General features: G+C 64.5%; 16 protein-coding genes, 3 rRNA genes and 1 pseudogene. 16 read left to right on the forward strand and 4 right to left on the reverse strand.

Annotated features, from left to right (window positions below):
* Nucleotides 1-248: 248 nt before the first annotated feature.
* The 8 genes and pseudogenes from WHH00_RS00005 (at nt 249) to WHH00_RS00040 (ending at nt 12125) form a co-directional block, all read left to right on the forward strand.
* Nucleotides 249-1771 (forward strand): 16S ribosomal RNA (locus tag WHH00_RS00005).
* A 520-nt stretch (nt 1772-2291) separates the two neighbouring features.
* Nucleotides 2292-5418: ribosomal RNA gene (locus WHH00_RS00010) — 23S ribosomal RNA — on the forward strand.
* A 219-nt stretch (nt 5419-5637) separates the two neighbouring features.
* Nucleotides 5638-5754: ribosomal RNA gene (rrf, locus tag WHH00_RS00015) — 5S ribosomal RNA — on the forward strand.
* The 16S, 23S and 5S rRNA genes sit together here, the layout of an rRNA operon.
* A gap of 717 nt (nt 5755-6471) precedes the next feature.
* Nucleotides 6472-6759, forward strand: a complete 288-nt coding sequence (locus WHH00_RS00020; RefSeq protein WP_009358243.1) for an HU family DNA-binding protein — start codon at nt 6472-6474, stop codon at nt 6757-6759.
* A 115-nt stretch (nt 6760-6874) separates the two neighbouring features.
* Nucleotides 6875-9049, forward strand: a complete 2175-nt coding sequence (locus WHH00_RS00025; RefSeq protein ID WP_406635435.1) for a cytochrome c oxidase assembly protein — start codon at nt 6875-6877, stop codon at nt 9047-9049.
* A complete protein-coding gene (locus WHH00_RS00030; protein WP_406635436.1) occupies nt 9049-11073 on the forward strand; it encodes an NHL domain-containing thioredoxin family protein in 2025 nt (674 codons plus the stop codon). The genes WHH00_RS00025 and WHH00_RS00030 overlap by 1 nt, the downstream gene beginning before the upstream one ends.
* Before the next feature lie 170 nt (nt 11074-11243).
* A pseudogene (locus WHH00_RS00035) lies at nt 11244-11375 on the forward strand (type IV toxin-antitoxin system AbiEi family antitoxin domain-containing protein); the annotation flags it as partial.
* A 180-nt stretch (nt 11376-11555) separates the two neighbouring features.
* On the forward strand, nt 11556-12125 hold the full coding sequence (locus WHH00_RS00040; protein ID WP_406638440.1) for an endonuclease domain-containing protein: 570 nt from the start codon (nt 11556-11558) through the stop codon (nt 12123-12125).
* Nucleotides 12126-12173: 48 nt separating this feature from the next.
* Here the strand turns inward: WHH00_RS00040 and WHH00_RS00045 are convergent, their stop codons facing one another.
* From WHH00_RS00045 to WHH00_RS00060, 4 genes are all read right to left on the reverse strand, one after another.
* A complete protein-coding gene (locus tag WHH00_RS00045; RefSeq protein ID WP_406635438.1) occupies nt 12174-13166 on the reverse strand; it encodes a hypothetical protein in 993 nt (330 codons plus the stop codon).
* A 69-nt stretch (nt 13167-13235) separates the two neighbouring features.
* Nucleotides 13236-14939: a helicase HerA-like domain-containing protein gene (locus WHH00_RS00050; protein WP_406635440.1), complete on the reverse strand. Its 1704-nt coding sequence runs from the start codon at nt 14937-14939 to the stop codon at nt 13236-13238.
* 44 nt (nt 14940-14983) lie between these two features.
* The gene (locus WHH00_RS00055; RefSeq protein ID WP_400634378.1) at nt 14984-15556 is read right to left on the reverse strand and encodes a GNAT family N-acetyltransferase; all 573 of its coding nucleotides are present in this window, start codon (nt 15554-15556) and stop codon (nt 14984-14986) included.
* Between the two features lie 3 nt (nt 15557-15559).
* Nucleotides 15560-17500, reverse strand: a complete 1941-nt coding sequence (locus WHH00_RS00060; protein ID WP_406635442.1) for an FAD/NAD(P)-binding protein — start codon at nt 17498-17500, stop codon at nt 15560-15562.
* Nucleotides 17501-17785: 285 nt separating this feature from the next.
* On the opposite strand from WHH00_RS00060, the gene WHH00_RS00065 reads away from it, so the two are divergent.
* The 8 genes from WHH00_RS00065 to WHH00_RS00100 all read left to right on the forward strand — a co-directional run bounded on the left by WHH00_RS00065 (nt 17786) and on the right by WHH00_RS00100 (nt 25331).
* On the forward strand, nt 17786-18871 hold the full coding sequence (locus WHH00_RS00065; RefSeq protein WP_406635444.1) for an amino acid ABC transporter permease: 1086 nt from the start codon (nt 17786-17788) through the stop codon (nt 18869-18871).
* Nucleotides 18868-19707, forward strand: coding sequence for an amino acid ABC transporter ATP-binding protein (locus tag WHH00_RS00070; protein ID WP_400621272.1), 840 nt, complete (start codon nt 18868-18870; stop codon nt 19705-19707). Before WHH00_RS00065 ends, WHH00_RS00070 begins: the two co-directional genes overlap by 4 nt.
* 10 nt (nt 19708-19717) lie before the next feature.
* Nucleotides 19718-20773: a transporter substrate-binding domain-containing protein gene (locus tag WHH00_RS00075; protein ID WP_406635446.1), complete on the forward strand. Its 1056-nt coding sequence runs from the start codon at nt 19718-19720 to the stop codon at nt 20771-20773.
* Nucleotides 20770-21606: a DUF1684 domain-containing protein gene (locus tag WHH00_RS00080; RefSeq protein WP_251424061.1), complete on the forward strand. Its 837-nt coding sequence runs from the start codon at nt 20770-20772 to the stop codon at nt 21604-21606. The genes WHH00_RS00075 and WHH00_RS00080 overlap by 4 nt, the downstream gene beginning before the upstream one ends.
* A complete protein-coding gene (locus WHH00_RS00085; protein WP_406635449.1) occupies nt 21603-22700 on the forward strand; it encodes an LLM class flavin-dependent oxidoreductase in 1098 nt (365 codons plus the stop codon). Before WHH00_RS00080 ends, WHH00_RS00085 begins: the two co-directional genes overlap by 4 nt.
* A gap of 9 nt (nt 22701-22709) precedes the next feature.
* The gene (locus WHH00_RS00090) at nt 22710-24083 is read left to right on the forward strand and encodes an NtaA/DmoA family FMN-dependent monooxygenase (protein WP_406635451.1); all 1374 of its coding nucleotides are present in this window, start codon (nt 22710-22712) and stop codon (nt 24081-24083) included.
* Nucleotides 24083-24214: a hypothetical protein gene (locus WHH00_RS00095; RefSeq protein ID WP_377193025.1), complete on the forward strand. Its 132-nt coding sequence runs from the start codon at nt 24083-24085 to the stop codon at nt 24212-24214. The genes WHH00_RS00090 and WHH00_RS00095 overlap by 1 nt, the downstream gene beginning before the upstream one ends.
* A gap of 64 nt (nt 24215-24278) precedes the next feature.
* Nucleotides 24279-25331 carry an LLM class flavin-dependent oxidoreductase gene (locus WHH00_RS00100; RefSeq protein WP_364275518.1) on the forward strand — a complete coding sequence of 351 codons (1053 nt, stop codon included), beginning with the start codon at nt 24279-24281 and terminating at the stop codon, nt 25329-25331.
* Nucleotides 25332-25339: the final 8 nt, after the last annotated feature.

The raw sequence follows: 25339 nt of genomic DNA on the forward strand, positions 1-25339 counted from the left end.
CCGGTAAGTTTGAGAAGTTGCTCCGGAGCGATCCACGGCTGAGAAGTGCTGGTGGTGGTGCCGGGTGTGTCTGTTGTTTGAGAACTCAATAGTGTGCCAAGTTTGTTGATACCAATTGTTTTATTGATTGGTTGTTTTGGCCAGGTCCGCCACCCCGTGGTGTGGTCTGGTTTTTACAGCTGGTTTCAAATTTTGTGCAGCCTTGGTGGTCCCGTTTTCCCGGGGCTTGGGGTTGTGTCTGTTTTTCTTCAACGGAGAGTTTGATCCTGGCTCAGGATGAACGCTGGCGGCGTGCTTAACACATGCAAGTCGAACGATGAAGGGAGCTTGCTCCTGGATTAGTGGCGAACGGGTGAGTAACACGTGAGTAACCTGCCCTTAACTCTGGGATAAGCCTGGGAAACTGGGTCTAATACCGGATATGACTCCTCATCGCATGGTGGGGGGTGGAAAGCTTTTTGTGGTTTTGGATGGACTCGCGGCCTATCAGCTTGTTGGTGAGGTAATGGCTTACCAAGGCGACGACGGGTAGCCGGCCTGAGAGGGTGACCGGCCACACTGGGACTGAGACACGGCCCAGACTCCTACGGGAGGCAGCAGTGGGGAATATTGCACAATGGGCGCAAGCCTGATGCAGCGACGCCGCGTGAGGGATGACGGCCTTCGGGTTGTAAACCTCTTTCAGTAGGGAAGAAGCGAAAGTGACGGTACCTGCAGAAGAAGCGCCGGCTAACTACGTGCCAGCAGCCGCGGTAATACGTAGGGCGCAAGCGTTATCCGGAATTATTGGGCGTAAAGAGCTCGTAGGCGGTTTGTCGCGTCTGCCGTGAAAGTCCGGGGCTCAACTCCGGATCTGCGGTGGGTACGGGCAGACTAGAGTGATGTAGGGGAGACTGGAATTCCTGGTGTAGCGGTGAAATGCGCAGATATCAGGAGGAACACCGATGGCGAAGGCAGGTCTCTGGGCATTAACTGACGCTGAGGAGCGAAAGCATGGGGAGCGAACAGGATTAGATACCCTGGTAGTCCATGCCGTAAACGTTGGGCACTAGGTGTGGGGGACATTCCACGTTTTCCGCGCCGTAGCTAACGCATTAAGTGCCCCGCCTGGGGAGTACGGCCGCAAGGCTAAAACTCAAAGGAATTGACGGGGGCCCGCACAAGCGGCGGAGCATGCGGATTAATTCGATGCAACGCGAAGAACCTTACCAAGGCTTGACATGAACCGGAAATACCTGGAGACAGGTGCCCCGCTTGCGGTCGGTTTACAGGTGGTGCATGGTTGTCGTCAGCTCGTGTCGTGAGATGTTGGGTTAAGTCCCGCAACGAGCGCAACCCTCGTTCTATGTTGCCAGCACGTGATGGTGGGGACTCATAGGAGACTGCCGGGGTCAACTCGGAGGAAGGTGGGGACGACGTCAAATCATCATGCCCCTTATGTCTTGGGCTTCACGCATGCTACAATGGCCGGTACAAAGGGTTGCGATACTGTGAGGTGGAGCTAATCCCAAAAAGCCGGTCTCAGTTCGGATTGGGGTCTGCAACTCGACCCCATGAAGTCGGAGTCGCTAGTAATCGCAGATCAGCAACGCTGCGGTGAATACGTTCCCGGGCCTTGTACACACCGCCCGTCAAGTCACGAAAGTTGGTAACACCCGAAGCCGGTGGCCTAACCCCTTGTGGGAGGGAGCTGTCGAAGGTGGGACTGGCGATTGGGACTAAGTCGTAACAAGGTAGCCGTACCGGAAGGTGCGGCTGGATCACCTCCTTTCTAAGGAGCACCTACAGTTCCCATGTCCTGTGTATGCGGGGTGTGGGGGTTGTCAGGAGTAAAGGCCCGTTGCGCAGACGTTTGTTCTGCGGCGGGTGCTCAAGGGTGGAATATCAACAAATAGGTGCCTGGTGGCACGGACCGGTTGTTAGTACGGATGTTCTCTTTTCCTTTGGGAAGGGCGGGTGTTCAGGAACGCGGCTGGTGCGGGTTGTGGGGTAGTGTTTGGCACACTGTTGGGTCCTGAGGCAACAGGGCCGTGGTTCTTCCCTTTGGGGGAGGGGTGCGGGTTTGTTTGTTTCTGGTTTCCTGGCTGCACCGATCATGCATGTTGTGTGTGTGGGGTGTGTGGTACGGGGTTGTTGTTTGAGAACTACATAGTGGACGCGAGCATCTTTTATAAGAAGCAATTTCCAAGAATATGAACCTGGATCTGTCCGTGGCTTGCTGCACTTTGGTGTGGTTGGTTTGCGGTCCGGTTCCATGGTTTTCTCGAAAATTAGCGTTTTTGATCTTTTGTGGTCAAGTTTTTAAGAGCACACGGTGGATGCCTTGGCATTAGGAGCCGAAGAAGGACGTAGGAATCTGCGATAAGCCTGGGGGAGTCGATAACCGGACTGTGATCCCAGGGTGTCCGAATGGGGAAACCCCGCCAGGGGCGCGAGTTGCCTGGTGACCCGCATCTGAACACATAGGGTGCGTGGAGGGAACGCGGGGAAGTGAAACATCTCAGTACCCGCAGGAAGAGAAAACAATAGTGATTCCGTTAGTAGTGGCGAGCGAACGCGGATCAGGCTAAACCGTTCCATGTGTGATAGCCGGCGGGCGTTGCATGGTCGGGGTTGTGGGACTTTCCATACCAGTTCTGCCGGACTGGTGGGGTGTGATGTGCAGGCATAGGTGAACGGTTTTGAAAGGCCGGCCAGAGAGGGTGTTAGCCCCGTAACCGTAATGTTGTGTACCGCCCGGATGAGTATCCCAAGTAGTACGGGGCCCGAGAAATCCCGTGCGAATCTGTCAGGACCACCTGATAAGCCTAAATACTCCCTAATGACCGATAGCGGACCAGTACCGTGAGGGAAAGGTGAAAAGTACCCCGGGAGGGGAGTGAAACAGTACCTGAAACCGTGTGCTTACAATCCGTCGGAGCCAGTCTGATTCTGGTGACGGCGTGCCTTTTGAAGAATGAGCCTGCGAGTTAGTGTTACGTCGCGAGGTTAACCCGTGTGGGGCAGCCGTAGCGAAAGCGAGTCTGAATAGGGCGTTGCAGTGGCGTGATCTAGACCCGAAGCGAAGTGATCTACCCATGGCCAGGTTGAAGCGACGGTAAGACGTCGTGGAGGACCGAACCCACTTCAGTTGAAAATGGAGGGGATGAGCTGTGGGTAGGGGTGAAAGGCCAATCAAACTTCGTGATAGCTGGTTCTCCCCGAAATGCATTTAGGTGCAGCGTTGCGTGTTTCTTGCTGGAGGTAGAGCTACTGGATGGCTAATGGGCCCTACAAGGTTACTGACGTCAGCCAAACTCCGAATGCCGGTAAGTGAGAGCGCAGCAGTGAGACTGTGGGGGATAAGCTTCATAGTCGAGAGGGAAACAGCCCAGACCACCAACTAAGGCCCCTAAGCGTGTGCTAAGTGGGAAAGGATGTGGAGTTGCGAAGACAACCAGGAGGTTGGCTTAGAAGCAGCCATCCTTAAAAGAGTGCGTAATAGCTCACTGGTCAAGTGATTCCGCGCCGACAATGTAGCGGGGCTCAAGTACACCGCCGAAGTTGTGGCATTCAGATATTAGCTAAGCCCTTGTGGTTCAGGCGTCTGGATGGGTAGGGGAGCGTCGTGTGGGCGGTGAAGTCGCGGTGTAAACCAGCGGTGGAGCCTACACGAGTGAGAATGCAGGCATGAGTAGCGAAAGACGGGTGAGAAACCCGTCCGCCGAATGATCAAGGGTTCCAGGGTCAAGCTAATCTGCCCTGGGTAAGTCGGGACCTAAGGCGAGGCCGACAGGCGTAGTCGATGGACAACGGGTTGATATTCCCGTACCGGCGAAAAACCGCCCATGCTGAACAGGGGATACTAACTGCCCGAGACCTGCCCGATCGCCCTTGTGGTGTGAGGGTTTTGGTGGAGCGCAGGACCTGATCCTGGGAGGCAAGCGTATTAACAGGTGTGACGCAGGAAGGTAGCCAAGCCGGGCGATGGTTGTCCCGGTCTAAGGATGTAGGGCGAACGGTAGGCAAATCCGCTGTTCATGATGCCTGAGATCTGATGGGACCCCCGTTTGGGGGGATTTGGTGATCCTATGCTGCCGAGAAAAGCATCGACGCGAGGTTTTAGCCGCCCGTACCCCAAACCGACACAGGTGATCAGGTAGAGAATACTAAGGCGATCGAGAGAATTATGGTTAAGGAACTCGGCAAAATGCCCCCGTAACTTCGGGAGAAGGGGGGCCCCAACCTTGATGGACACTTGCTGTCCGGAGGGGATCGGGGCCGCAGAGACCAGGGGGAAGCGACTGTTTACTAAAAACACAGGTCCGTGCGAAGTCGCAAGACGATGTATACGGACTGACTCCTGCCCGGTGCTGGAAGGTTAAGAGGACCGGTTAGCCGCAAGGCGAAGCTGAGAATTTAAGCCCCAGTAAACGGCGGTGGTAACTATAACCATCCTAAGGTAGCGAAATTCCTTGTCGGGTAAGTTCCGACCTGCACGAATGGAGTAACGACTTCCCCGCTGTCTCAACCATAAACTCGGCGAAATTGCAGTACGAGTAAAGATGCTCGTTACGCGCAGCAGGACGGAAAGACCCCGAGACCTTTACTATAGTTTGGTATTGGTGTTCGGAGTGGCTTGTGTAGGATAGGTGGGAGACGTTGAAGCCCGGACGCCAGTTCGGGTGGAGTCATCGTTGAAATACCACTCTGGTCACTTTGGACATCTAACTTCGGCCCGTAATCCGGGTCAGGGACAGTGCCTGATGGGTAGTTTAACTGGGGCGGTTGCCTCCTAAAAAGTAACGGAGGCGCCCAAAGGTTCCCTCAGCCTGGTTGGCAATCAGGTGTCGAGTGTAAGTGCACAAGGGAGCTTGACTGTGAGAGAGACATCTCGAGCAGGGACGAAAGTCGGGACTAGTGATCCGGCGGTACATTGTGGAATGGCCGTCGCTCAACGGATAAAAGGTACCTCGGGGATAACAGGCTGATCTTGCCCAAGAGTCCATATCGACGGCATGGTTTGGCACCTCGATGTCGGCTCGTCGCATCCTGGGGCTGGAGTAGGTCCCAAGGGTTGGGCTGTTCGCCCATTAAAGCGGTACGCGAGCTGGGTTTAGAACGTCGTGAGACAGTTCGGTCCCTATCCGCTGCGCGCGCAGGAAATTTGAGAAGGGCTGTCCTTAGTACGAGAGGACCGGGACGGACGAACCTCTGGTGTGTCAGTTGTACTGCCAAGTGCACCGCTGATTAGCTACGTTCGGATGGGATAACCGCTGAAAGCATCTAAGCGGGAAGCTCGCTTCAAGATGAGATTTCCATACACCTTGTGTGTGAGAGGCCCCCAGCCAGACCACTGGGTTGATAGGCCGGATGTGGAAGCGAGGACTAACGACTCGTGAAGCTGACCGGTACTAATAGGCCGATAACTTACACCACACACCCTCTTCCGTGAACGGATTCAAAAGACGTTCACACCAGGAAAGGGTAAGAAGATAACAAGACTGCTTGCGTCCACTATGTGGTTCCCAACCAACAAACCCACCCGTTTGCTGGCAAGGAACCAACAACTACATAACAACACCACAATGTTGTAACCACACAGATTTCCCACACCCGAACGTCCCTTACGGACACACAGGTGGCGGGTAACAGGGTTACGGCGGTCATAGCGTGGGGGAAACGCCCGGTCCCATTCCGAACCCGGAAGCTAAGACCCACAGCGCCGATGGTACTGCACCCGGGAGGGTGTGGGAGAGTAGGTCACCGCCGGACACACATTAACGGTCGAGGCCCCAACCACATACGTGGTTGGGGCCTCCCACATTTAACACACACACCACAGGAACCACCCCCAAAACCCAACCCCAGAGACCCTCCCGAGGACCCACCCCCCGGACGCTCTCTCACCTGATGCCGCTTCCCGGGGGACGCTCTCTCACCTCATGGGGCTTTCCCCCTCGATGCTCTCGCACTTAATGGGGCTTTCCCGGGGGATCGTCTCTCACCTCACTGCCGGCAACAAACCCCCAACACCACATCGAGTGAGAGAGGATCCACAAGAACCCCACATCGAGTGAGAGAGCGCCCCTGGAAAGCCGACATCAACTGAGAGAGCGTCCCGGGGAATCCCGCATCTACTGATAGAGGATCCCGGGGAACCCCACATCATCTGAGAGAGCGTCCCGGGGAACCCCGCATCGACTGATGGAGGATCCCGGGGGAACCCCACATCATCTGATAGAGCGTCCCGCAGAACCCCACATCAAGTGAGAGAGCGTCGCAGGGTGGGCCGGCATTGCGTCAAGGAGCGTCCGCTGGTGGCTGAATCCGGGAGTGAAAACCCCGCAAACCCGGTGATTAACCTCAAAAAGTGGCGGAAACACGCGGAATTTGCGGAACGGAGGGGCCCAAGCTGGTAAGTTTTCGAACAGTGGCTTGTACGCATGCCGCGTTCAGGCTCCAGAATCATGACCGTCCAGGAGGACATAAATGGCTAAGAACCGTAGTGAACTTGTTGCAGAGGTAGCAGGCAAGGCCGGCACCAGCCAGGCAGCCGTCAACTCCGTCCTCGACGCACTGTTCGAGGTTTTCGAGACTTCTGTCGCCGCGGGCGAGAAGATCACCATCCCGGGCTGGCTCGCCGTCGAGCGCACCGACCGTGCAGCACGCACCGGCCGCAACCCGCAGACCGGCGAGACCATCCAGATCGCCGCAGGCCACAGCGTCAAGCTGACCGCCGGCTCCAAGCTGAAGGCTGCAGTCTCCAACAAGAAGTAAGCTTCTTCCTCCCCGGCACTGAGCCGGCGCGGAAAAGGAGCGGCAACCACAAGGTTGCCGCTCCTTTTGCTTTTAAGCCCGATTCGCGGGCCGGGCAGGCGTAGCGGACAATGGAATGGTGTCTTCTGCCGCAAAACCACGTTCCACCCACCCCCAGTCCGTTCCTGCCAAGGGAGCGCCGGGCAAGGGTGCGCCGGGCAAGGACAGCGGCTCCCTGGGCATTCCCCGGGGCTGGCAGGTGGCCGGGCTGGCTGCCCTGTTCCTGGGCCTTGCAGCGGCGCTGATCTTCTCCGGCGCTGCTGGCGCCCGGGCGGTCTCCGACCCCGGGGCGTTTGTCCGCTGGGGCCTCCCCGTCAGCAAGGCCATCCACAACGTCTCGTTGGCGACCGTCATCGGCGGGCTGCTCTTCGCCGTCGGGATCCTCCCCCGGGGTGCGGGCCCCCGCAGCCGGGCCAAAGACGCTGCCGGCAGTGAGGCACCTGAGCATCCCGCCTTCAGCCGCGCCCTGGCCGTGGCGTCCGTGGCAGGTGCCGCGTGGACACTGTCCGCAATTGCCGTCCTGGTCCTTACCTACTCCGATGTCGCAGGGCAGGCACTCTCCGGCGACGCTGAGTTTACCCAGGCCCTGGTCTTCTTCATGACGGACATCGAGACCGGGCGCGCCTGGCTGACCGTCACCATCATCGCGGCAATCGTGACGACTGCGTTGTTCGGCGTGAGGTCCCTCGGGGGACTCGCTCTGACGCTGGTCCTGGCCCTGGTGGGGCTGGTGCCCACCGCCCTGATCGGCCACTCGTCGAGTTCCGCAGACCACGAAGGCGCCATCAACTCCCTGGGCCTGCACCTGGTGGGTGTCAGCACCTGGGTGGGCGGCATCATCATGCTGGCCCTGCTCTCCGGAATCCTGACCGGCCCCAAAGCCGCAGCTTCGGCCGACATTACGGAACCCACGCTCCGCCGGTTCTCGTCCCTCGCCGGCTTCGCCTTCGTCTTGGTGTTCGCCTCCGGTGTCATCAACGCGAGCATCAGGATCACCAACTGGGGGGACCTCTTCGGCTCCCCCTACGGCCAGCTGATCCTGGCCAAGTCCGCGGCCACCGTGGTCCTGGGAGGGATTGGATTCATGCACCGGCAGTGGGTGATCCCGCAGCTGGGCCGCAAGGGCTCAACCCTGTCCTCGCGGCGTGTGCTCTGGCAGCTGGTCCTGGCGGAATTCCTGGTGATGGGCGCAACCTCTGGTGTCGCCGTCGCCCTGGGCCGTTCCGCCCCGCCGGAGCCCACCACCTTCGCCCCCGACGTTTCGCCCGCCTTCATCCTCACAGGCTACGAGCTTCCGCCTGTGCTCACACCGGAGCGCTGGCTCACCGAGTGGCGCCTGGACTGGCTCTGGATCGCCGCAGCGCTGTTCGGCCTCGTCGCCTACTTCCTGGGCGTGGCCAAGGTCCACCGGCGCGGTGACAAGTGGAAGTGGTTCCGCTCCGTGAACTGGGTCATTGGACTCCTGGTGCTGACCTACATCACGTCCGGCCCGCCGTCGGTCTATGGCCGCATACTGTTCTCGGCGCACATGGTGGACCACATGGCACTGACCATGGTGGCCCCGATCTTCCTGGTGCTCGGGGCGCCGGTGACGCTCGCCCTGCGGGCCCTGCCCGCCCGGGGTGACGGCTCCCGTGGAACCCGGGAGTGGCTGCTGGTGTTCATCCACTCCAAGTTCTCGCAGCTGGTCACCCACCCGCTTTTCGCGGCAGCCAACTTTGCCGGGTCCATTGTGCTCTTCTACTACTCGGACCTGTTCGGCTTCGCCATGCGGGAACACGTAGGCCACGAGCTGATGATTGTGCACTTCCTGCTCACGGGGTACATCTTTGTGCTGACCATGATCGGCACCGACCCGCTTCCGCGCCGGGCGCCGTACCCCATGCGGCTCCTGCTGCTCCTGGCCACCATGGGCTTCCACGCCTTCTTCGGCGTCGCCATTATGGGCGGGACCAACCTCCTCGCCGCGGACTACTTCGGCAACCTGGGCAGGGAGTGGGGCCCCTCGGCCCTCCTGGACCAGCAGATGGGCGGCGCAGTGGCCTGGGGCATCGGCGAGGTGCCCACCCTGCTGGTGGCCATCGGTGTGGCCATCATGTGGTCCCGCTCGGACCAGCGGGAGACCAAACGCGTGGACAGGGCGGCGGACAGGAATAACGACGCCGATCTCACCGCTTACAACGATATGTTTGCCAAATTGGCCGAACGCGACGCCAGGCTGGCTGAACGCAACAAGCTGGAAGGACGCTGATGAGCGAAACCGTACGCACGCATGCCCGGGTCCGGGCCTCCGAACTGGTGGGCCGCAACTGGTTGAACACGGGCGGCAAGACGCTGGACCTGGAAGCCCTGCGCGGCAAGATCGTGCTGCTGGATTTCTGGACCTTCTGCTGCATCAATTGCCTGCATGTGCTGGACGAACTCCGGCCGCTGGAGGAACAGTACTCCGACGTCCTCGTCACGGTGGGCGTCCACTCGCCCAAGTTCGAGCACGAGGCAGATCCGGTGGCGCTGGCCGCCGCCGTTGAGCGCTACGAGATCCACCACCCGGTCCTGGACGATCCCGAGCTGGAGACCTGGAAGGCGTACACCGCCCGCGCCTGGCCCACCCTTGTGGTCATCGACCCCGAGGGCTACATCGTGGCGCACCTCTCCGGCGAAGGCCACGCGGACGGCTTGGCCGTGCTGATTCCCGAGCTCATCGCCGAACATGAGGCCAAGGGCACGCTTCACCGCGGTTCCGGCCCGTACGTCGCCCCGGAGCCCACCTCCGGCACCCTGCGCTTCCCCGGCAAGGCCCTCTTCCTGCCGCCGGGCCGCGGATCCACCGCCGGGAATGGAACGTCCGACGGCGGCGCAGCGGCAGGTGCCGCAGGAAACGGTGCTGCCGGCAAGGGTTCGTGGCTGGTCACCGACACGGGACACCACCGGCTGGTGGAGCTCGGCACGGACTTCCATACCGTCCTGGGCACCTTCGGTTCCGGTGTAAGGGGCCACGCGGATGGCCCCGCTGCCGGGGATTCCGCCGTGGCCCAGTTCAACGAGCCCCAAGGCCTGGTCCTGCTGCCGGAAGACGTGGCAGCCAAGGCGGGTTACGACGTTGTGATTGCCGACTCCGTCAACCACCGGCTCCGTGGGCTGTCCCTCGCGGATGGTAAGGCCTCCACCCTTGCCGGCAGCGGCGTCCAGCGCCTGCTGGAGTCCGGTCCGGCGCGCGTGGACGAGGACGCAGCGGGATTCACGGGCCAGCTCGGCGGGCACCCGCTGGACGTGGCCCTGAGCTCGCCCTGGGACGTCGTATGGTCCAGGAAGCTCAACGCCGTGGTGGTTGCCATGGCCGGCGTGCACCAGATCTTCAGTTTCGACCCCGTCACCGGGGCTGTAGCCATCGTGGCGGGCAACGGTCTTGAAGGCCTGCTTGACGGCCCCGCGCACGAGGCGTGGTTTGCCCAGCCTTCCGGCCTGGCCGAGGACGCCGAGGGCAACATCTGGGTGGCTGATTCCGAAACGTCAGCCCTCCGCAAGCTGGCCATTGACGACGCCGGTACGGTTACCGTGGAGTCCGCGATCGGCAAGGGGCTGTTCGACTTCGGCTTCCGGGACGGAGAGGCTGCAGAGGCACGCCTGCAGCACCCCCTGGGCGTTACCGTCCTGCCGGACGGGTCCGTTGCGGTGGCCGACACCTATAACGGCGCCGTGCGGCGGTATGACCCCGCCAACCGCACAGTGTCCACCCTGGCGCGCGGCCTCCTGGAGCCGTCCGACGTGATTGTGGACCACACGCACTCCGCCGGGTCCGAGCCGCTGCTGGTGGTGGTGGAGGCGAACAAGCACCAGGTGGTGTTCGTTCCCATCCCCAAGGAAGCCCAGCAGGTGGACGAAGGCGCGGTCCAGACGCACCGGCCCAAGAGCCCCGTTGCACCCGGTCCCCTGGACCTGACGGTCCGCTTCACCGCCCCCACGGGGCAGAAGCTGGATGACCGCTGGGGTGATCCCACCCAGCTGAAGATCTCCTCCACGCCGCCGGAGCTGCTGGCGTCCGGCGGCGGAACCTCGGTGGGGCTCCTCCGAACGCTGGAGCTCTCACCGGACGTCCCGGAGGGCATCCTGCACATCACCGCCCGGGCTGCCGCCTGCGACGGGCCCGAGACCGAGGACGGCGAGATCCCGGACCACGCCGCCTGCCACCTCTACCAGCAGGACTGGGGCATCCCCGTGGTGCTGCAGGGCGACGGCGATACCGAGCTGGTGCTGGACCTGCGCGGGATGGACTGACGCGCCGCACCTTGATGACCAGAGTGGCCCGGTTTTCCACCCCATGAGGAGTGGGAACCGGGCTGTTTGTTGCTGCTTCCCCCCAAAAAGTGGGCCAACTTGGGGCCGTCTTGTTCACATAGCACCGCTCGAGGCTGACGCGGGGCCAGGATGGCAGACATTCTGGCCTGATGGACCCAACGGAAATCCTTAGATCAGCTGGTGGAGTGTTGCTGCGGCGGGATGTGGTGGCCGCCGGTGCCACGGATACGGAGCTTCGCCGTGCGGTCCGCAGCGGCCAGGTGCTTCGGCTGGATCGGGGACTCCTGGCCGTGGCTGACGCAGACCGTGAACTGGTGGCTGCGGGGCGCGCCCGCGGTCTGATTACGTGCGTTTCTGCTGCTCCGACATACGGCCTGTGGCAGCTTCGGCCTCCTGCAAGGCCCCACTACTGGCAGGGCAACGGCCGAAGCGCAGTAAGGTGTATCAGCCACCGTACCGACTTGACGCAGCCGCCTCGCCACCGGACGCTTGCCGCACTACCTGATGTCCTGCTTCATGCCCTGCTGTGCCTGCCGGAACTCGAGTCCCTGGTGATGGTGGAGTGTGCGTACAACCGCGGAGACATCGATCCGCCATACCTGCTCCGCCACTTGGACGGACCCCGGTGCGGCAAAGCGCGGAATGTAGTGTCCAAGGTTGACCGGGGCGCGGATTCCCTCCTGGAGACCCTGGCCCGGGTGCTCTTCCGGGACGCAGGCATTCTTACCGAAACCCAAGTGTGGATCGATGGCATCGGCCGTGCTGACTTCCTGCTGGAGGGGTTCCTCATCGTGGAGATTGACGGGCTGGCCTTCCATCTTGAAGCCAGGCAGTTCAAGAAGGACCGCCGCAGGGACAACTCCGCAATACTGCAGGGCCTTCCCGTGCTGCGATTCTTCTACGACGACGTGGTTCATTCACCCGAAGCTGTCCTGGCGCAGGTCCGCGAGGTTCTTGCCCGGGGCTCGCTGCGGTGGCCGCAACCAAACCGGCCCGGTTATTCGCCCGGCTGGCGCCACAACGGCTGGTAAACCTGCTGTTTGGCCACCAAAGCCGGGCCCGTGTGGCGGAATCCGGCCCTAGAAGCTCAGTACCGGCGTGACCTTGACCGTGTCCCCGCTGACGTCCAGGCGGGTGGTGAAACTGAAGTCCACTTCCTCGCTGAGCGGGTACCAGGCGCCGGTGAACAGGTTCTGCTGGAGGGCTTCCACCTTGGCTTTTCCGTCGAGCGGAGCCACCACCCAGCGCCCGTCGAAGGGCTCAATGGACACGTTGGGGTATTCCGTCACGGTCCACTTGATGCTGCCGTCCTGCACCGTGTTGTTGCTGGCGTAGTAAAAGGGGCAGTCCGGCTGGAGTTTCTGTTCCTTGGCTGCAACAGCGGCGCAGCCGTCCAGGAATTCCCGAACCTTCGCGGACACGTCCTTCTTCAGGTCGTCCGTGGCCTGGGTGAGGAGGTTGAGCGGGGCCACCGGGGCGTCCCGTGCCGTGACCGTGGCCCGTGTGGGGGCCGCCGAGAAGTACTCCCCGTTCACGGATGCCTCGTATTCGCCGGGGTAGAAGACCGCAAAGGAGTTCCGGCCGTTGGGCATGTTGACGGGTACGCCGTTGACGGTGGCCTCACTGGAATTGACCACCGTGATGTCCACCGTGGGCAGCCTGGACGGAACGAAAGCCCATGTGTTGAAGAAGATCCACTCTGTTCCGGTCTTTCGCAGCAGGAACTCGGTGCGGAGCCTGCTGCCGTCAATGGTGTACTCCAGGGGCACCATGACCTGGTTGTCCGGGCGTTCCTCCGGCTCGCCGATCTCCACATTCGTGAACCGGGACGTAGCGGTTTGCAGGGCCGTTCCGTCGAGCATGGCGGCGTTGCTGGGCGGGACCGTAGCCCGCAGGAGCCCCAGTGCCTTGCCGCCGTCACCGCTTTGCAGCGCGTCCAGATATTCGCGCACGGGCTGCTGCGGGCTGGCCACTGTGTTGTTGACCAGGTTCACCGCAACCACGGCGCCGGCGACGGCAAGCATGAGTCCCAGCAGCCATCCGGCCGCGATCCTCACCAACGCTTGACTCATCTGCACGTTCCATACGTTACCTGCCATGCGTCCGACGGCGGCAGTTGAGTCAGCCGGATGCGGTACCTTTCAGCGGCGGCGGCGCCGGGAGGAGGTGCCGAACACGCCGCGCAGCAGCTCCCGCCCGAGCTGGGTGCCGATGGACCTGGCCATGCTTTTCAGCCCGCCGCCCAGGGCGCCGCCGAGCATCCCGCCGATGTCGCCAGCCATCGAGTCCCCCGCACCCGGCCGCGGGGCAGGGGCGTTTTCGGCCGGCATGCGCCGCCCCGCTGTGGCGGACGGGGCGGGCCTGCTGCTGGGCCGCCCAAGGATCTCCTCCTCGATCCGGCGCGCCTCGGCGTCGACATCGTCCTGGCTTGCCCCGCCCGGAACAGTCCCGCCCGGCGCCGACCCGCCCGAACCCGATCCGGCGGGCGCTGCCGCCTTCCCTGACAGTTTTTCGAAAGCCGAGTGCTTGTCCACGGCCGTCCCGTACTTTGCCAGCAGGGCCGAGCCCGCAACGGTGCTGCGCACCAGGGCTTCGTCGCTGGGGCCCATGACGGACTCGGGGGCGCGGAGCCTGGTGAGCGCGACAGGCGTAGGGGCGCCCTTCTCGTTCATCACCGTGATGACGGCCTCGCCAATGCCGGCAGACGTGAGCGTCTCCTCGAGGTCGTAGTCGCTCATGGGGAATGTGGACACCGTGGCCTTGAGGGCCTTGGCGTCCTCGGGGGTGAACGCGCGGAGGGCATGCTGCACCCGGTTGGCCAGCTGGCCGAGGACCTCCGCCGGGACGTCCTTGGGAGTCTGGGTGACGAAGAAGATCCCCACGCCCTTGGACCGGATGAGCCGGACCGTGGTGGTGATGGCCTCCAGGAAGGCTTTGGAGGCGTCGTTGAAGAGGAGGTGGGCTTCGTCGAGGAAGAACACCAGCTTGGGCTTGTCCAGGTCGCCGGCCTCGGGCAGGTCCTCGAAAAGGTCGGCCAGCAGCCACATCAGGAAGGTGGAGAACAGCATGGGCTTTGTCTGCAGGGTGGGCAGCTCCAGGCAGGTGATCACCCCTCGTCCGTCCGGGGCGGTCCGAAGCAGCTCCGCGGTGTCGAACTCCGGCTCGCCGAAGAACTTCTCCAGTCCCTGCGCCTCGAGACTCACCAGTTCCCGCAGAATGACGCCGGCCGTGGCCTTGGACAGTCCGCCGAGTTCCTCCAGCTGGTCCTTGCCTTCGGCTGAGGTGAGGAACTGGATCACCGCGCGAAGGTCCTTCAGGTCGATGAGCTCCAGGCCGTTCTTATCTGCGAAGTAGAACACCAGCTGCAGGCTGGATTCCTGCGTGTCGTTCAGCTCCATGATCCTGGAGAGCAGGATGGGGCCGAACGAGGATACGGTCGCGCGTACCGGGACGCCGTTGCCGTCGCCGCCCAGGGCCAGGAACTCCACCGGGAACGTCCGGCCCTGCCAGGCCTGCCCGATGCCCTCGGTACGTGCGGTCAGCTTTTCACTGCCGGTGGCGGCGGTGGCCAGGCCGGACAGGTCGCCCTTGATGTCGGCCAGGAAGACCGGCACCCCGGCGGTGGAAAGCTGCTCGGCCATCATGTGCAGCGTGACGGTTTTGCCCGTGCCGGTGGCGCCGGCGACGAGTCCGTGCCGGTTCATCATCGATAGCGGCAGCCGCACCGGCGCGTCCTTGTGGAGTTCGCCGTCGATGATGGCGGCCCCCAATTCGATGGTGGCGCCTTCCAGCGTGTAGCCCTTCTGGAGGGTGGCGAGCTTTTCTGCTGTGGTTTTGTTGGCCATGGCGCTAGCTTAGCGGCGGCTGCGCCTCCGTGGCCGGTATGCCCTCACTTCCGTGGGCCCTCGGGAAGTTCCTTGGTGAACGCCAGGAACTTGAGTGTTTCAGGGTCGGCATCCAGGTCGAACTGCGGCCGGTAGCCGGCCTTGAGGTACAGGTTCCTGGCTTCGGGCTGGCGGGGCCCGGTGGTGAGGTAGATGCGCGTGTAGCCCCGCCGGGCCGCCAGTGCTTCCAGCTCGGCCAGCACCAGCCTTCCCAGGCCCCGGCGGCGGTGTCCCGAGTGCGTCCAGATTCGCTTCAGCTCCGCCGTGCTGGCGTCATAGCGGCGGAAGGCGCCGCCGGCAATGGATTTAGCATCCTCCAGGATCATCAGGAGTGCCCCTCCCGGCGCCGCGAACTCCGCGGCGGGGTAGCGGTTCAGTTCCTCCGCGGCGGCTTTCCTGCCGAAGAGGTCGCCGTACCGGGTGTCGTACTCGACGGCGAGTTCGTCCAGGAGCGGCCGGACCCGCAGATCGTCCATGGGGAGGTTGAGGACTTCCAGCGCGGCCGGGTCAAGCGGGCGTGCACCGTCCAGGGATCCGGCGCTGCGGGACGGGTGCCTGAGGGAAGGTTCAGCGGTCATGGTTCAGTTCTTTCCGACGACGGCGGGCGCGGTGGACAAGGCGGCGGAAGGTTCCGCCGTGAGGCCGCGGGCAACGGAGAGGATGGTCCGGGCCAGGGCATCGTTCTCGCGGAAGGGTGCGGCGTTGGTGCCCGGCCGGGCGAATGCTCCTGCTCCCCAGCCCGAGGTCCCAGGCCCGACGGCAAACACCGTGGCCTGCGGCTGCCCCTGGGCATCCACCAGCTGGTGCCGGGAGGTGACCAGCAGTTTCCCGGTGGAATGGATGCCGTCCGCCGTGAGCAGCTGCTGCTCCGTGCCCAAGCCGCTGCGGTGCAGGGACTCAAGAGCCGGGTTGAGCGAGCGGGCCACGGAGGTGCCAGGGAGCCGTGCTTCGATGAAGGCCGTGGCTGCAAGGGTGCCGGGGAACTGCGGCGAACTGGCCCGGAAGGTGCCGTCGGCCTCGTCGGTGGAGATCTCGAGGTTGGGCCCGAGGAACTGCAGCAGCCCGGCCCGGTGCAGGGCGAGCATCTGCCGGAGCCTGTGGGGCGGCGGCCCGGAATCCACAAAGCTGAAGAAGCCGTGCCACCAGCCGTGGACGGCCTGCTGGGAGCGGGCGCTGAGCCGCTCCAGTGGGACCACGCGGCCCACCTCCATGTAGACGTGCAGCAGCGCGAGGAACAGCGCGAGCGTTTCGGGATGGTCGGGGCTGTCCCGGAGTGCCAGGTCATGCTCGATGTAACCGGCCACGGCGTCCTGCACGTCCTGCCGGTCCGTGAACAGGCGCCCTTCCAGGGGCCGGTCCAGCCGTTCCAGGTCCAGATGCAGGGCGCTATCCGGTACGGCAGCGGCCACGAGTTCCTCCCGGCGGGCGCTGTACCAGTCCAGCGCCGCGTAGCGGGCCGCGAACTCGTCCCAGTCCATGGCGGCCCGGGCGGGGCTGCCCGTCAGCAGCTCCCGGTAGTAGCCGTAGCCCGCCTCCTTGGCGATCAGCGGCCACAGGTCCCTGCGGAAGTCCAGTTCCCCGTGCCGCTCCAGCAGGGCCTCCACCGCCGCGGCGGTGAAGAAACGCAGCGGTCCGGGGGCTTCACCGCGGAGCGTTGCGGAGATCTTCGAGTGGTACGGCACTCCCCGGCGGGACCCAGCCCAAAGCCGGGGTTCCCTGCCCGACGCGACATACCGGAGGCCGCCGTCGGATGTTTCCTCAAACCGGCCCCCGCGTCCCTCCGTCAGGAGGACCAGCAGGTCCACAAAGGCGAGGCCCATGCCGGACACAATGACGTCCTGTCCGGGGGCTATGGGGGAGTAGTCGACGTCGGTGGTGTAGCCGGGTGCCGCATGGAAACCGCCGTGACGCCTGGCAAAACCGGACCAGGCAGCAGAAGCGGCATCGGGGCGCGAATCGGTATGCCCGAGCGCGTTCACCAGGATGTCCGCGCGCAGGGTCCGCCCGTTCGCAAGCTCTACGGCATGGCCACCGCCTTCAAGCGCGGTGACGTCTACAACCATGGTCCGGTGCACCGTCACGCTGCGCCCCAGGGACTTCGCGGCCCGGCGGAAGAACCACTCCAGGTACTGGCTTTGCAGCTGGCGGGTGGGAAAGCTGGCGCGGTTGAGCTGCCTGAGCTGCACCCACAGAAGCTGCGGAAAGTCCGGCACGTCGGTAATCGAACCGTCCACTACGCCGGCAGCCCATTCGGCGAGGCCCGGACCCGGGACCGCAGGACCCAGGCATTCCACGGACCCGTCCGTGAACATCGTGACGTCAGCGGCAGTGGAGTTCAGCAGAAGGCCCGGATGCTGGTCGTAGCGCCAGATGCGTCCAGAACCAGGGACGTACGGCTCCACAACGTGGATGTCCAGCGGCCCGGTGAAGAGCTCCGAACGGTTGGCGGCGATCCGTTCGAGCACGCCGGCCGTCCGGGGACCGCCGCCGATGAAGACGACGGCGGGAATGTTCGCTGGCATGGCGCTCCTGGCTATGGAGGGGAAGGGCGGCTGGGAGTGCCCATGCTAGGCAGCGTTTCCGACGGCGGTCGAGCGCTTTGTCACGGCCGTTAACTGCGCGTCACACCGCGTCAAGCAACGCAAGAATCCGACTCATGACGCCGTGCGAACCCCGGTGAAGTTATGCAACCCGGCGCCTTGCTGGCCCCTCCAGGCGGGTCCTAGATTTGCAGCCAGCATCCGGGGCAAACAGCTCCGGCCTCAACAATCCGATCTATCGGACCTAACAAAGAAGCGGGGTGGCGCATGAGTTCAGCAGCAACTACCGCGGCGCAGTCAACAACGTCAGCACAGCCAGCACAGTCAACTGCCGGCCGGGCGCCGGCTGCCGCGGATAGCCGGGCAACTGCGGCCGGGGCGGTTTCTTCCGGGTCCGGCGGTGTCCCGCCGGAAGTCGGGACGGCCCGCGTGGCCACCGATTACTCCTCCTACCGGGTGGTGGCCGCCAGGCACCCCTGGCGCTGGGTGGGGACAGCCGTCGTCGCCCTCGGGGTCTTCGCGCTTGCGTGGTCGTTGGCCACTAACCCGCGCTGGGAGTGGGGAGTGGTGGCCCAGTGGTTCACCGCACAGTCCGTCATCAACGGCCTGCTGGAGACGCTCAAGCTGACGGCCATCTCGGGCATCCTCGGCTTTGTGCTGGGATTCATCCTGTCGCTCATGCGGCTGTCCGCCTCGCCGCTGCTGGTCTCGGTGTCCTGGACGTTCTCCTGGATCTTCCGGTCCACACCCCTCCTGGTGCAGATGCTGCTCTGGTACAACCTGGGTTACCTGTACGAAAAGATCAGCTTGGGCATCCCCTTCACGGACGTCCGGTTCTTCGAGGTCCAGACCACCACACTGATCAGCCAGTTCGCGGCAGCAGTGCTGGGCCTGACCCTCAACCAGGCTGCCTACTCGGCCGAGATCATCCGCGGCGGCATCCTCTCCGTGGACCAGGGCCAGCTCGAAGCCGCGGCCGCCCTGGGCATCCCGGCCTGGCGCAGGTCCACGCGGATTGTCCTGCCGCAGGCCATGCGGGCCATCCTGCCCACCGCCTTCAACGAGATCATCGGCCTGGTCAAGGGCACGTCCATTGTGTACGTCCTGGCCTACTCCGAGCTGTTCTACACAGTTCAGGTGATCTACAACCGCACGCAGCAGGTCCTGCCGCTGCTGCTGGTGGCCACTCTTTGGTACGTGGTGATCACGTCCGTGCTCAGCGTCTTCCAGTACTACATCGAACGGCACTACTCCAAAGGCGCGGTGCGGAACCTGCCGCTGACGCCCCTGCAGAAGGCCCGCAAATTCTTCGCCACCCACGCTGTGGCCAACACCGCAAGGAACGCCCGATGAGCACCGCAACTACCTTTGCCCCGGCAACTGCCACCGACCCAGTCACCACGCCATCCACCCGCGGCCTGGTGGAAATCACCAAGGTCCGCAAGTCCTTCGGGGCCACCGAGGTCCTCAAAGGGGTCAGCCTCACGGTGGAACCGGGCGGGGTGGCTGTCATCGTGGGCCCCTCCGGATCCGGCAAGTCCACACTGCTGCGCACCATCAACCACCTGGAAAAGGTGGACGGGGGCTTCATCTCCATTGACGGCAACCTGGTGGGATATGAAGTCCGGGGCAACCGGCTGCACGAGCTGCGCGGGAAGGAAATCCTCAAGCAGCGGACCGAAATCGGAATGGTGTTCCAGAACTTCAACCTGTTCCCGCACCTCACGGCCCTGGAAAATGTGAGCGAAGCCCCCGTCGTCGCACAGGGACGCTCCAAAGACGAGGCGCGGCGCCGCGGCCTGGAACTCCTGGACCGGGTGGGACTGAAGGACCGTGCGGACGCCTACCCGCGCCAGCTCTCCGGCGGCCAGCAGCAGCGGGTGGCCATCGCCCGCGCCCTGGCCCTGGACCCCAAAATCCTGCTGTTCGACGAGCCCACGTCCGCACTGGACCCGGAACTCGTCAACGAAGTGCTGGACGTCATCCGCGAACTCGCGAAATCCGGCACCACGCTGCTCATCGTCACCCACGAGATGGGCTTCGCCCGCGACGTGGCGGACACCGTGGTGTTCATGGACCAGGGGCAGATCGTGGAACAAGGCAGCCCGGAACACATTTTCACCAACCCCCAGGAACCGCGCACCCGGAGCTTCTTCTCCAAGGTGCTCGAACCGGCTTTCAACATCTAAGGACTTCCCCATGACACCTCCCACTGGCCTTTCCCGCGGCCCACGCCGCAGCCGCGCACTCGCTGCGCTGCCCGCCGTCGTACTTCTTGGAACTGCCGCCCTGGCCGGCTGCGCTGATCCCGGCGCCTCGGCTGCAGGAACCTCCACGGGCGGGGCGCAGACAACGGCGGCCCGCAACGGCGTCGTGTACAACACCGCGCCGGACCAGCAGCGCATCCGTGCGGAGAAAGAGGCGGCGCTCGCCGCCAAGGTCCCCGAACTGATCGGCAGGGACGGCAAGCTGACCGTCGCCACCACGGCCGGGTCCATCCCGCTGTCCTTCCACGCCACGGATGACCAGACGGCCATCGGTTCCGAGCTGGACATCGCGCAGCTCGTGGCGGACAAGCTGGGCCTGGAGCTGGACGTCCAGGTGACGTCCTGGGAGAACTGGCCGCTGAAAACCCAGTCCGGCGACTTCGAGGCCGTGTTCTCCAACGTGGGAGTCAACAAGGACCGGGTGAAGCTGTTCGACTTCGCCAGCTACCGCGCGGCCTTCATGGGCTTCGAAGCCAAGAAATCCGCCAGCAATGACATCAAGGGCGCAGACGACATCTCCGGCCTGAAGGTGTCCGTGGGTTCCGGAACCAACCAGGAAAAGATCCTGCTGGCGTGGAACAAGGAACTCGAAAGCAAGGGCAAGGCGCCGGCCACCCTCCAGTACTACTCCTCCGACGCAGACACCATCCTGGCGCTGTCCTCCGGCCGCACCGACCTGAACATCGCGCCCTACCCGTCCACGGTGTACCGGGAGAACACCCGCGACGACCTGAAGGTGGTGGGCAAGGTCAACGCCGGCTGGCCGTCCGAGACCCTGGTGGCCGCCACCACACTGCGGGGCAACGGCCTGGCCCCGGTCATTTCCGAGGCCCTTAACTCCGCGATCGACGACGGGTCCTACGGCAAGGTGCTGGAGCGCTGGGGCCTGTCCGAGGAAGCCCTGCCCGAATCCAGGACCATCACGGAAGAGAACTTCGCGGCCACGCAGGCATCGGCCAGCACGGCCCCTTCAGGGAAGGCATCATGAACGCACTGTCCACCGGAACAGCCCTGGAGTCCTTTGACGCAGACTGGCAGGAATGGCACGCCGCACACGAAAAGCAGCGGGCGCACCCGCACGGTTTCCTGGCCGTGACCCACCTGCACTGGCTGGGCAGCGAAGCCGCCCGGCTGGAAGGTGCGCCGGGCATCTGGAGGGTGGAGGCCGACGTCGTCCGCGTGGTTTTGGAGCCGGGCGAAAGCCTGCAGCGGGACGGCAGGGAACTGAACACCGAAGCGGGCACGACTGTTACGTTCGGCCCCATCGAGGAGCGCGGCGGCATCAACCTGCTCTCCGGCAACACGGTCATTGAGGTGGCCAAGCGCGGCGGCGAGTACATTGTGCGGCCCCGGAATCCGGAGAACGGATTGCTGCGGAATTACCAGGGCACGCCGGCATACTCACCGGACGCCGCCTACGCCGTCCGCGGGACCTACGTCCCGTTCGAGGCGCCGCGGCCCACCACGGTGGGGGCCGCCGTCGAAGGAATCCAGCACGTCTACGAGGCGCCGGGCGAGATCCGCTTCCGCCTGGCGGGGGAGGACCTGGCGCTGACCGCGTTCAACGGCCACGCGCCAGGATCGCTGTCCGTGCTGTTCACGGACCAGACCTCCGGCAGGACAACCTACCCGGCCAACCGCTCGCTCTCCGTTGTGCCTGCCCCGGATGGCGCCGTGGAGCTCGACTTCAACCGGGCCGTCAACCTGCCCTGCGCCTACACCGACCTTGCCACCTGCCCGCTGCCGCCGGCCGAAAACCGGCTGCCGGTGGCTATTGAAGCCGGCGAGAAGATCCCCTACGAACGTCAGGACAAGCAGTGAGCACCTCTAAGACGCCCCAGGCGGGATTCCTTGCCATCGAACTCGACGGCGCCGGCTGGGACGGCGTGGACCTTTCCCGGGCCGTGCTGGCCGCCGAATCCGCCGGGTTCCATGTGGCCACGTTCACCGATGCGCCGGCGTCCGGCCGCACCAATGCCCTGCAGCGCGCGGCCTTCGCGGGACCGGTGACGCGCACCATCGCCCTGGTCCCTGAGGTGGACACCGTGTACACCGAGCCGTTCCACGTCTCCACCCAGCTGGCGAGCCTCGACTACGTCTCCGGCGGCCGGGCCGGATGGATCGCCACGGCGGCCGAAGCGCCCGAGGCGGCAGCCGCCGTCGGCCGTCCCTCCGTGAGTGGCGCCGCCCTGGCCCAGGAAGCCGCCGCGTCCGTTGAGGTGTCCCGGCGCCTGTGGGATTCGTGGGAGGACGACGCCGTGATCCGTGACGTCGCCACCGGCCGGTACATCGACGTGGACAAGCTCCACTATGCCGATTTCGAAACTCCGGCCGGGTTTGCCGGACCCGGGTACTCGGTCAAGGGCCCGTCCATCATTCCGCGGCCGCTGCAGGGCCAGCTGCCGGTGCTGGCCGCAGCGTCCCTGGTGGGCGAGGGGCAGGTGCCGGCCGGCGCTGTTGACGCCGTCCTGGTGTCTGCCCCCACGCCCGAACTGCTCGCCGCCGAGGTGCGCGATGTCCGTGCCCGGCTGGGTGCGTCCGTGGCGGTGATCGCCGAGCTCGACGTCGTCCTGGACTCCCGCGGGCAGGCTGCGGCGGGGCGGGTGGCTGGCTTTGACTCCGGCCGTGCTGCCTACGCCGGTTCCGCTGCCGGTCTCACGGACTTCCTTGCGGAACTCCTGAAGGAGGCCGACGGCGTGCGCCTGCACCCGGCGTCGCTCTTTGTCGACCTGGAGGAACTGGGCCGCCTGGTCCTGCCGGAACTGCGCCGCCGTGGAGTCCTTCGCCCGGTGGTGCAGGACGCCACCTTCCGCGACCTTTTGGGGCTTTCACGCCCGGTGAGCCGCTACGCCACCGCCGCATCCAACGCCGCCGCCGCAACCAACGCCGTTGCTCCCGCCGGCGCAGGAAAGTAAGGGAAAACCATGACGCAGCACACGCGTGCTAAATCCGACGTGTTCACTCCCACCGGACAGATCCAGTTCGGGGTCTTCTTCCAGGGCGTGAACTCCGGCACCATCTGGAAGGCTGCCGAATCCGGCTCCCAGACTGACTTCGAGTCCTTCCGCCGCATTGCGCAGACCGCCGAGCGGGGACTGTTCGCGGCCTTCTTCCTGGGCGAGGGACTCCGCCTGCGGGAGCACCTGGGCCGCCCGCACGCCCTGGATGTGGTGGGCCGCCCCGACGCGCAGACCATGCTGGCCGCACTGGCGTCGGTGACCAAGAACATCGGCCTGGTGGCCACCCAGAACACTACCTACAACGATCCCGCGGACCTGGCGCACCGGCTCGCGTCCCTGGACCTGGTCTCCGGCGGGCGGGCCGCGTGGAACATCGTGACCACGGACAACGCCTGGACCGGGGCGAATTTCCGGCGCGGCGGCTACCTGGACCACGCGGACCGCTACAAGCACGCGGAAGCGTTCGTGGAGACGGCCAAGCGGATCTGGGATTCGTGGGAAACGCCTGAGGGGCCGGCACGCCGGGTGCTCCACGAGGGCCAGCACTACACGGTGGATGTCACGCCGCGGCTGCCGCGCAGCGCCCAATACCGGCCCGTGCTCTTCCAGGCCGGCGACTCCCCGGAGGGCCGCAACTTCGCCGCACGCCAGGCGGACGTGATCTTCTCCGCCCACCCGAAGTTCGATGCCGCCGTGGAGTTCCGCAAGGACCTCGTGGCGCGGTCCGTGGCCGCCGGCCGCGGTGCGAACGCGGTGCAGATCATGCCGGCCAGCGAATTCATCCTTGCGCCCACCGCCGCGGAAGCAGCTGAAAAGAAGGAGTGGGTGCGCAGCCTGCAGATCGGCCCGCAGCAGGCCATCGCCTACCTGGAGCAGTTCTGGGGCCGCGAGCTGTCCGCCTACGATCCTGAGGGGCCGCTGCCTGGAATCGACCCGGTGGTGGACGAGACCTCCGAGACCCGCGGCAGCGGCTTCCACGGCGCGAAGGCCCGGCAGCTGGCGGACCAGTGGCGGGCCGAGGCCAAGGACAAGGGCCTGTCCATCCGGCAGTTCGTCACGTCCCGCACCGCACGCGTGGACGCCACCTTTACCGGCTCGTACGCCGATGTGGCGGACCGGCTGGCTGAGTATGCGCGGGTGGGCGCCGTGGACGGGTTCAACATCTCGCCGTGGCTGGTTCCCACCGGCCTGGACGACATTGTGAACCACCTGGTTCCGGAGCTCCAGGAACGCGGGGTGTACCCCACCGGATACCGCGGCAGCACGCTCCGCGGGAACCTTGGGCTGGAAACGCCGGTACGGACCGCGGATGACGCCGCCCAGGCGGTACGGGCCTGATGCACCTGGCTGAGATGGCTGGAAAGGCCGACGACGGCGGCGGGGTGGGTGCCGTCGTCGACCATTCCGTCGGGGCTGCTTCGCTGGGGACCGTCACGCTGCAACTGACGGTGTGGGAGCAGTGGCTGTAGGAGAACCGCCATCTTCCCGGCGCATACTCGTAGGACGTAACCGCATCCCGATCTAAGGAAGCCGATGCCCCACCCCACCCGTCCCCTGCGGAAACTTGGATTCCTCACCATCGGGCTGTTTGATCCTGCGGATCCTGCCGCGGGACACGAATCCACCTTGCGGATTATCGAACTGGGCGAACGGCTGGGATTCGACAGCGCCTGGCTGCGCCACCGGCATCTGCAGTTCGGCATCTCTTCCCCGGTGGCGGTGATGGCCGCCGCGAGCCAGCGCACCTCGCGCATTGAGCTTGGGACGGCCGTGACGCCGCTGGGTTGGGAGAACCCGCTGCGCCTGGCAGAGGACCTGGCCACCGTGGACCTGCTTGCCGGAGGACGCATCAATCCCGGCGTCAGTGTGGGCGAGCCGATGCACTACGACACTGTAAAGCATGAGCTGTACCCGGATTCCGGGGAGCAGGAGGACTTCAGCTACGGCCGGGTGGAGCGGTTTGCGCACTTGGTTGCAGGGGAGCCGGTGCGCGAATTTTCCGGCAGGCAAGGGGTGGTGGAGGAGTTCTCCAACCGCGTCGAGCCGCACTCTCCCGGGTTGCGCGGGCGCCTTTGGTACGGGGCCGGCAGCACGGCGTCAGCTGTCTGGGCGGGGGCCAACGGGTTCAACCTGCTCTCCAGCAGCGTGGTCTTCCCTGGCGAGGACCAGGACCCGGATTTTGCCCTCGTCCAGCAGTCGCAGATCCGGGCCTTCCGCGAAGCGGCAGCAGCGTCAGGACACTCCCGGGCGCGGGTTTCGCAGGGCCTGGTGGTGATCCCCACCGATTCGGCGACGCCGGCCCAGCGGGAGAAATACCAGCGGTACGTCGACGAACGCACGCCACGCACCACGGCGCCGCAGGGGCCGAGGGGCATGATGTTCGCCCGGGACCTGATCGGCAGCAGCGAGCAGATCGCTGGGCAGCTGTACGCACACGCAGGGTTCCAGGAGGTGGACGAGGTGGCGTTCGCACTGCCCTTCAGCTTCGACCACGAGGACTATGTCCAGATCCTTACGGACATCGCAGGCAAACTTGGCCCCGCCCTGGGCTGGACTCCGGCGGAAGCCGGCAAGCCGGCATCGTAGTCGCAAGG

The organism is Pseudarthrobacter quantipunctorum, from assembly GCF_045291495.1.
Classification (GTDB): Bacteria; Actinomycetota; Actinomycetes; order Actinomycetales; family Micrococcaceae; genus Arthrobacter; species Arthrobacter quantipunctorum.

Coding starts and splice junctions, on each gene's coding strand:
- WHH00_RS00020 (WP_009358243.1), top strand. CDS start 6,472: ATGGCTAAGAACCGTAGTGAACTTGTTGCAGAGGTAGCAGGCAAGGCC.
- WHH00_RS00025 (WP_406635435.1), top strand. CDS start 6,875: ATGGTGTCTTCTGCCGCAAAACCACGTTCCACCCACCCCCAGTCCGTT.
- WHH00_RS00030 (WP_406635436.1), top strand. CDS start 9,049: ATGAGCGAAACCGTACGCACGCATGCCCGGGTCCGGGCCTCCGAACTG.
- WHH00_RS00045 (WP_406635438.1), bottom strand. CDS start 13,166: ATGAGTCAAGCGTTGGTGAGGATCGCGGCCGGATGGCTGCTGGGACTC.
- WHH00_RS00050 (WP_406635440.1), bottom strand. CDS start 14,939: ATGGCCAACAAAACCACAGCAGAAAAGCTCGCCACCCTCCAGAAGGGC.
- WHH00_RS00055 (WP_400634378.1), bottom strand. CDS start 15,556: ATGACCGCTGAACCTTCCCTCAGGCACCCGTCCCGCAGCGCCGGATCC.
- WHH00_RS00060 (WP_406635442.1), bottom strand. CDS start 17,500: ATGCCAGCGAACATTCCCGCCGTCGTCTTCATCGGCGGCGGTCCCCGG.
- WHH00_RS00065 (WP_406635444.1), top strand. CDS start 17,786: ATGAGTTCAGCAGCAACTACCGCGGCGCAGTCAACAACGTCAGCACAG.
- WHH00_RS00070 (WP_400621272.1), top strand. CDS start 18,868: ATGAGCACCGCAACTACCTTTGCCCCGGCAACTGCCACCGACCCAGTC.
- WHH00_RS00075 (WP_406635446.1), top strand. CDS start 19,718: ATGACACCTCCCACTGGCCTTTCCCGCGGCCCACGCCGCAGCCGCGCA.
- WHH00_RS00080 (WP_251424061.1), top strand. CDS start 20,770: ATGAACGCACTGTCCACCGGAACAGCCCTGGAGTCCTTTGACGCAGAC.
- WHH00_RS00090 (WP_406635451.1), top strand. CDS start 22,710: ATGACGCAGCACACGCGTGCTAAATCCGACGTGTTCACTCCCACCGGA.
- WHH00_RS00095 (WP_377193025.1), top strand. CDS start 24,083: ATGCACCTGGCTGAGATGGCTGGAAAGGCCGACGACGGCGGCGGGGTG.
- WHH00_RS00100 (WP_364275518.1), top strand. CDS start 24,279: ATGCCCCACCCCACCCGTCCCCTGCGGAAACTTGGATTCCTCACCATC.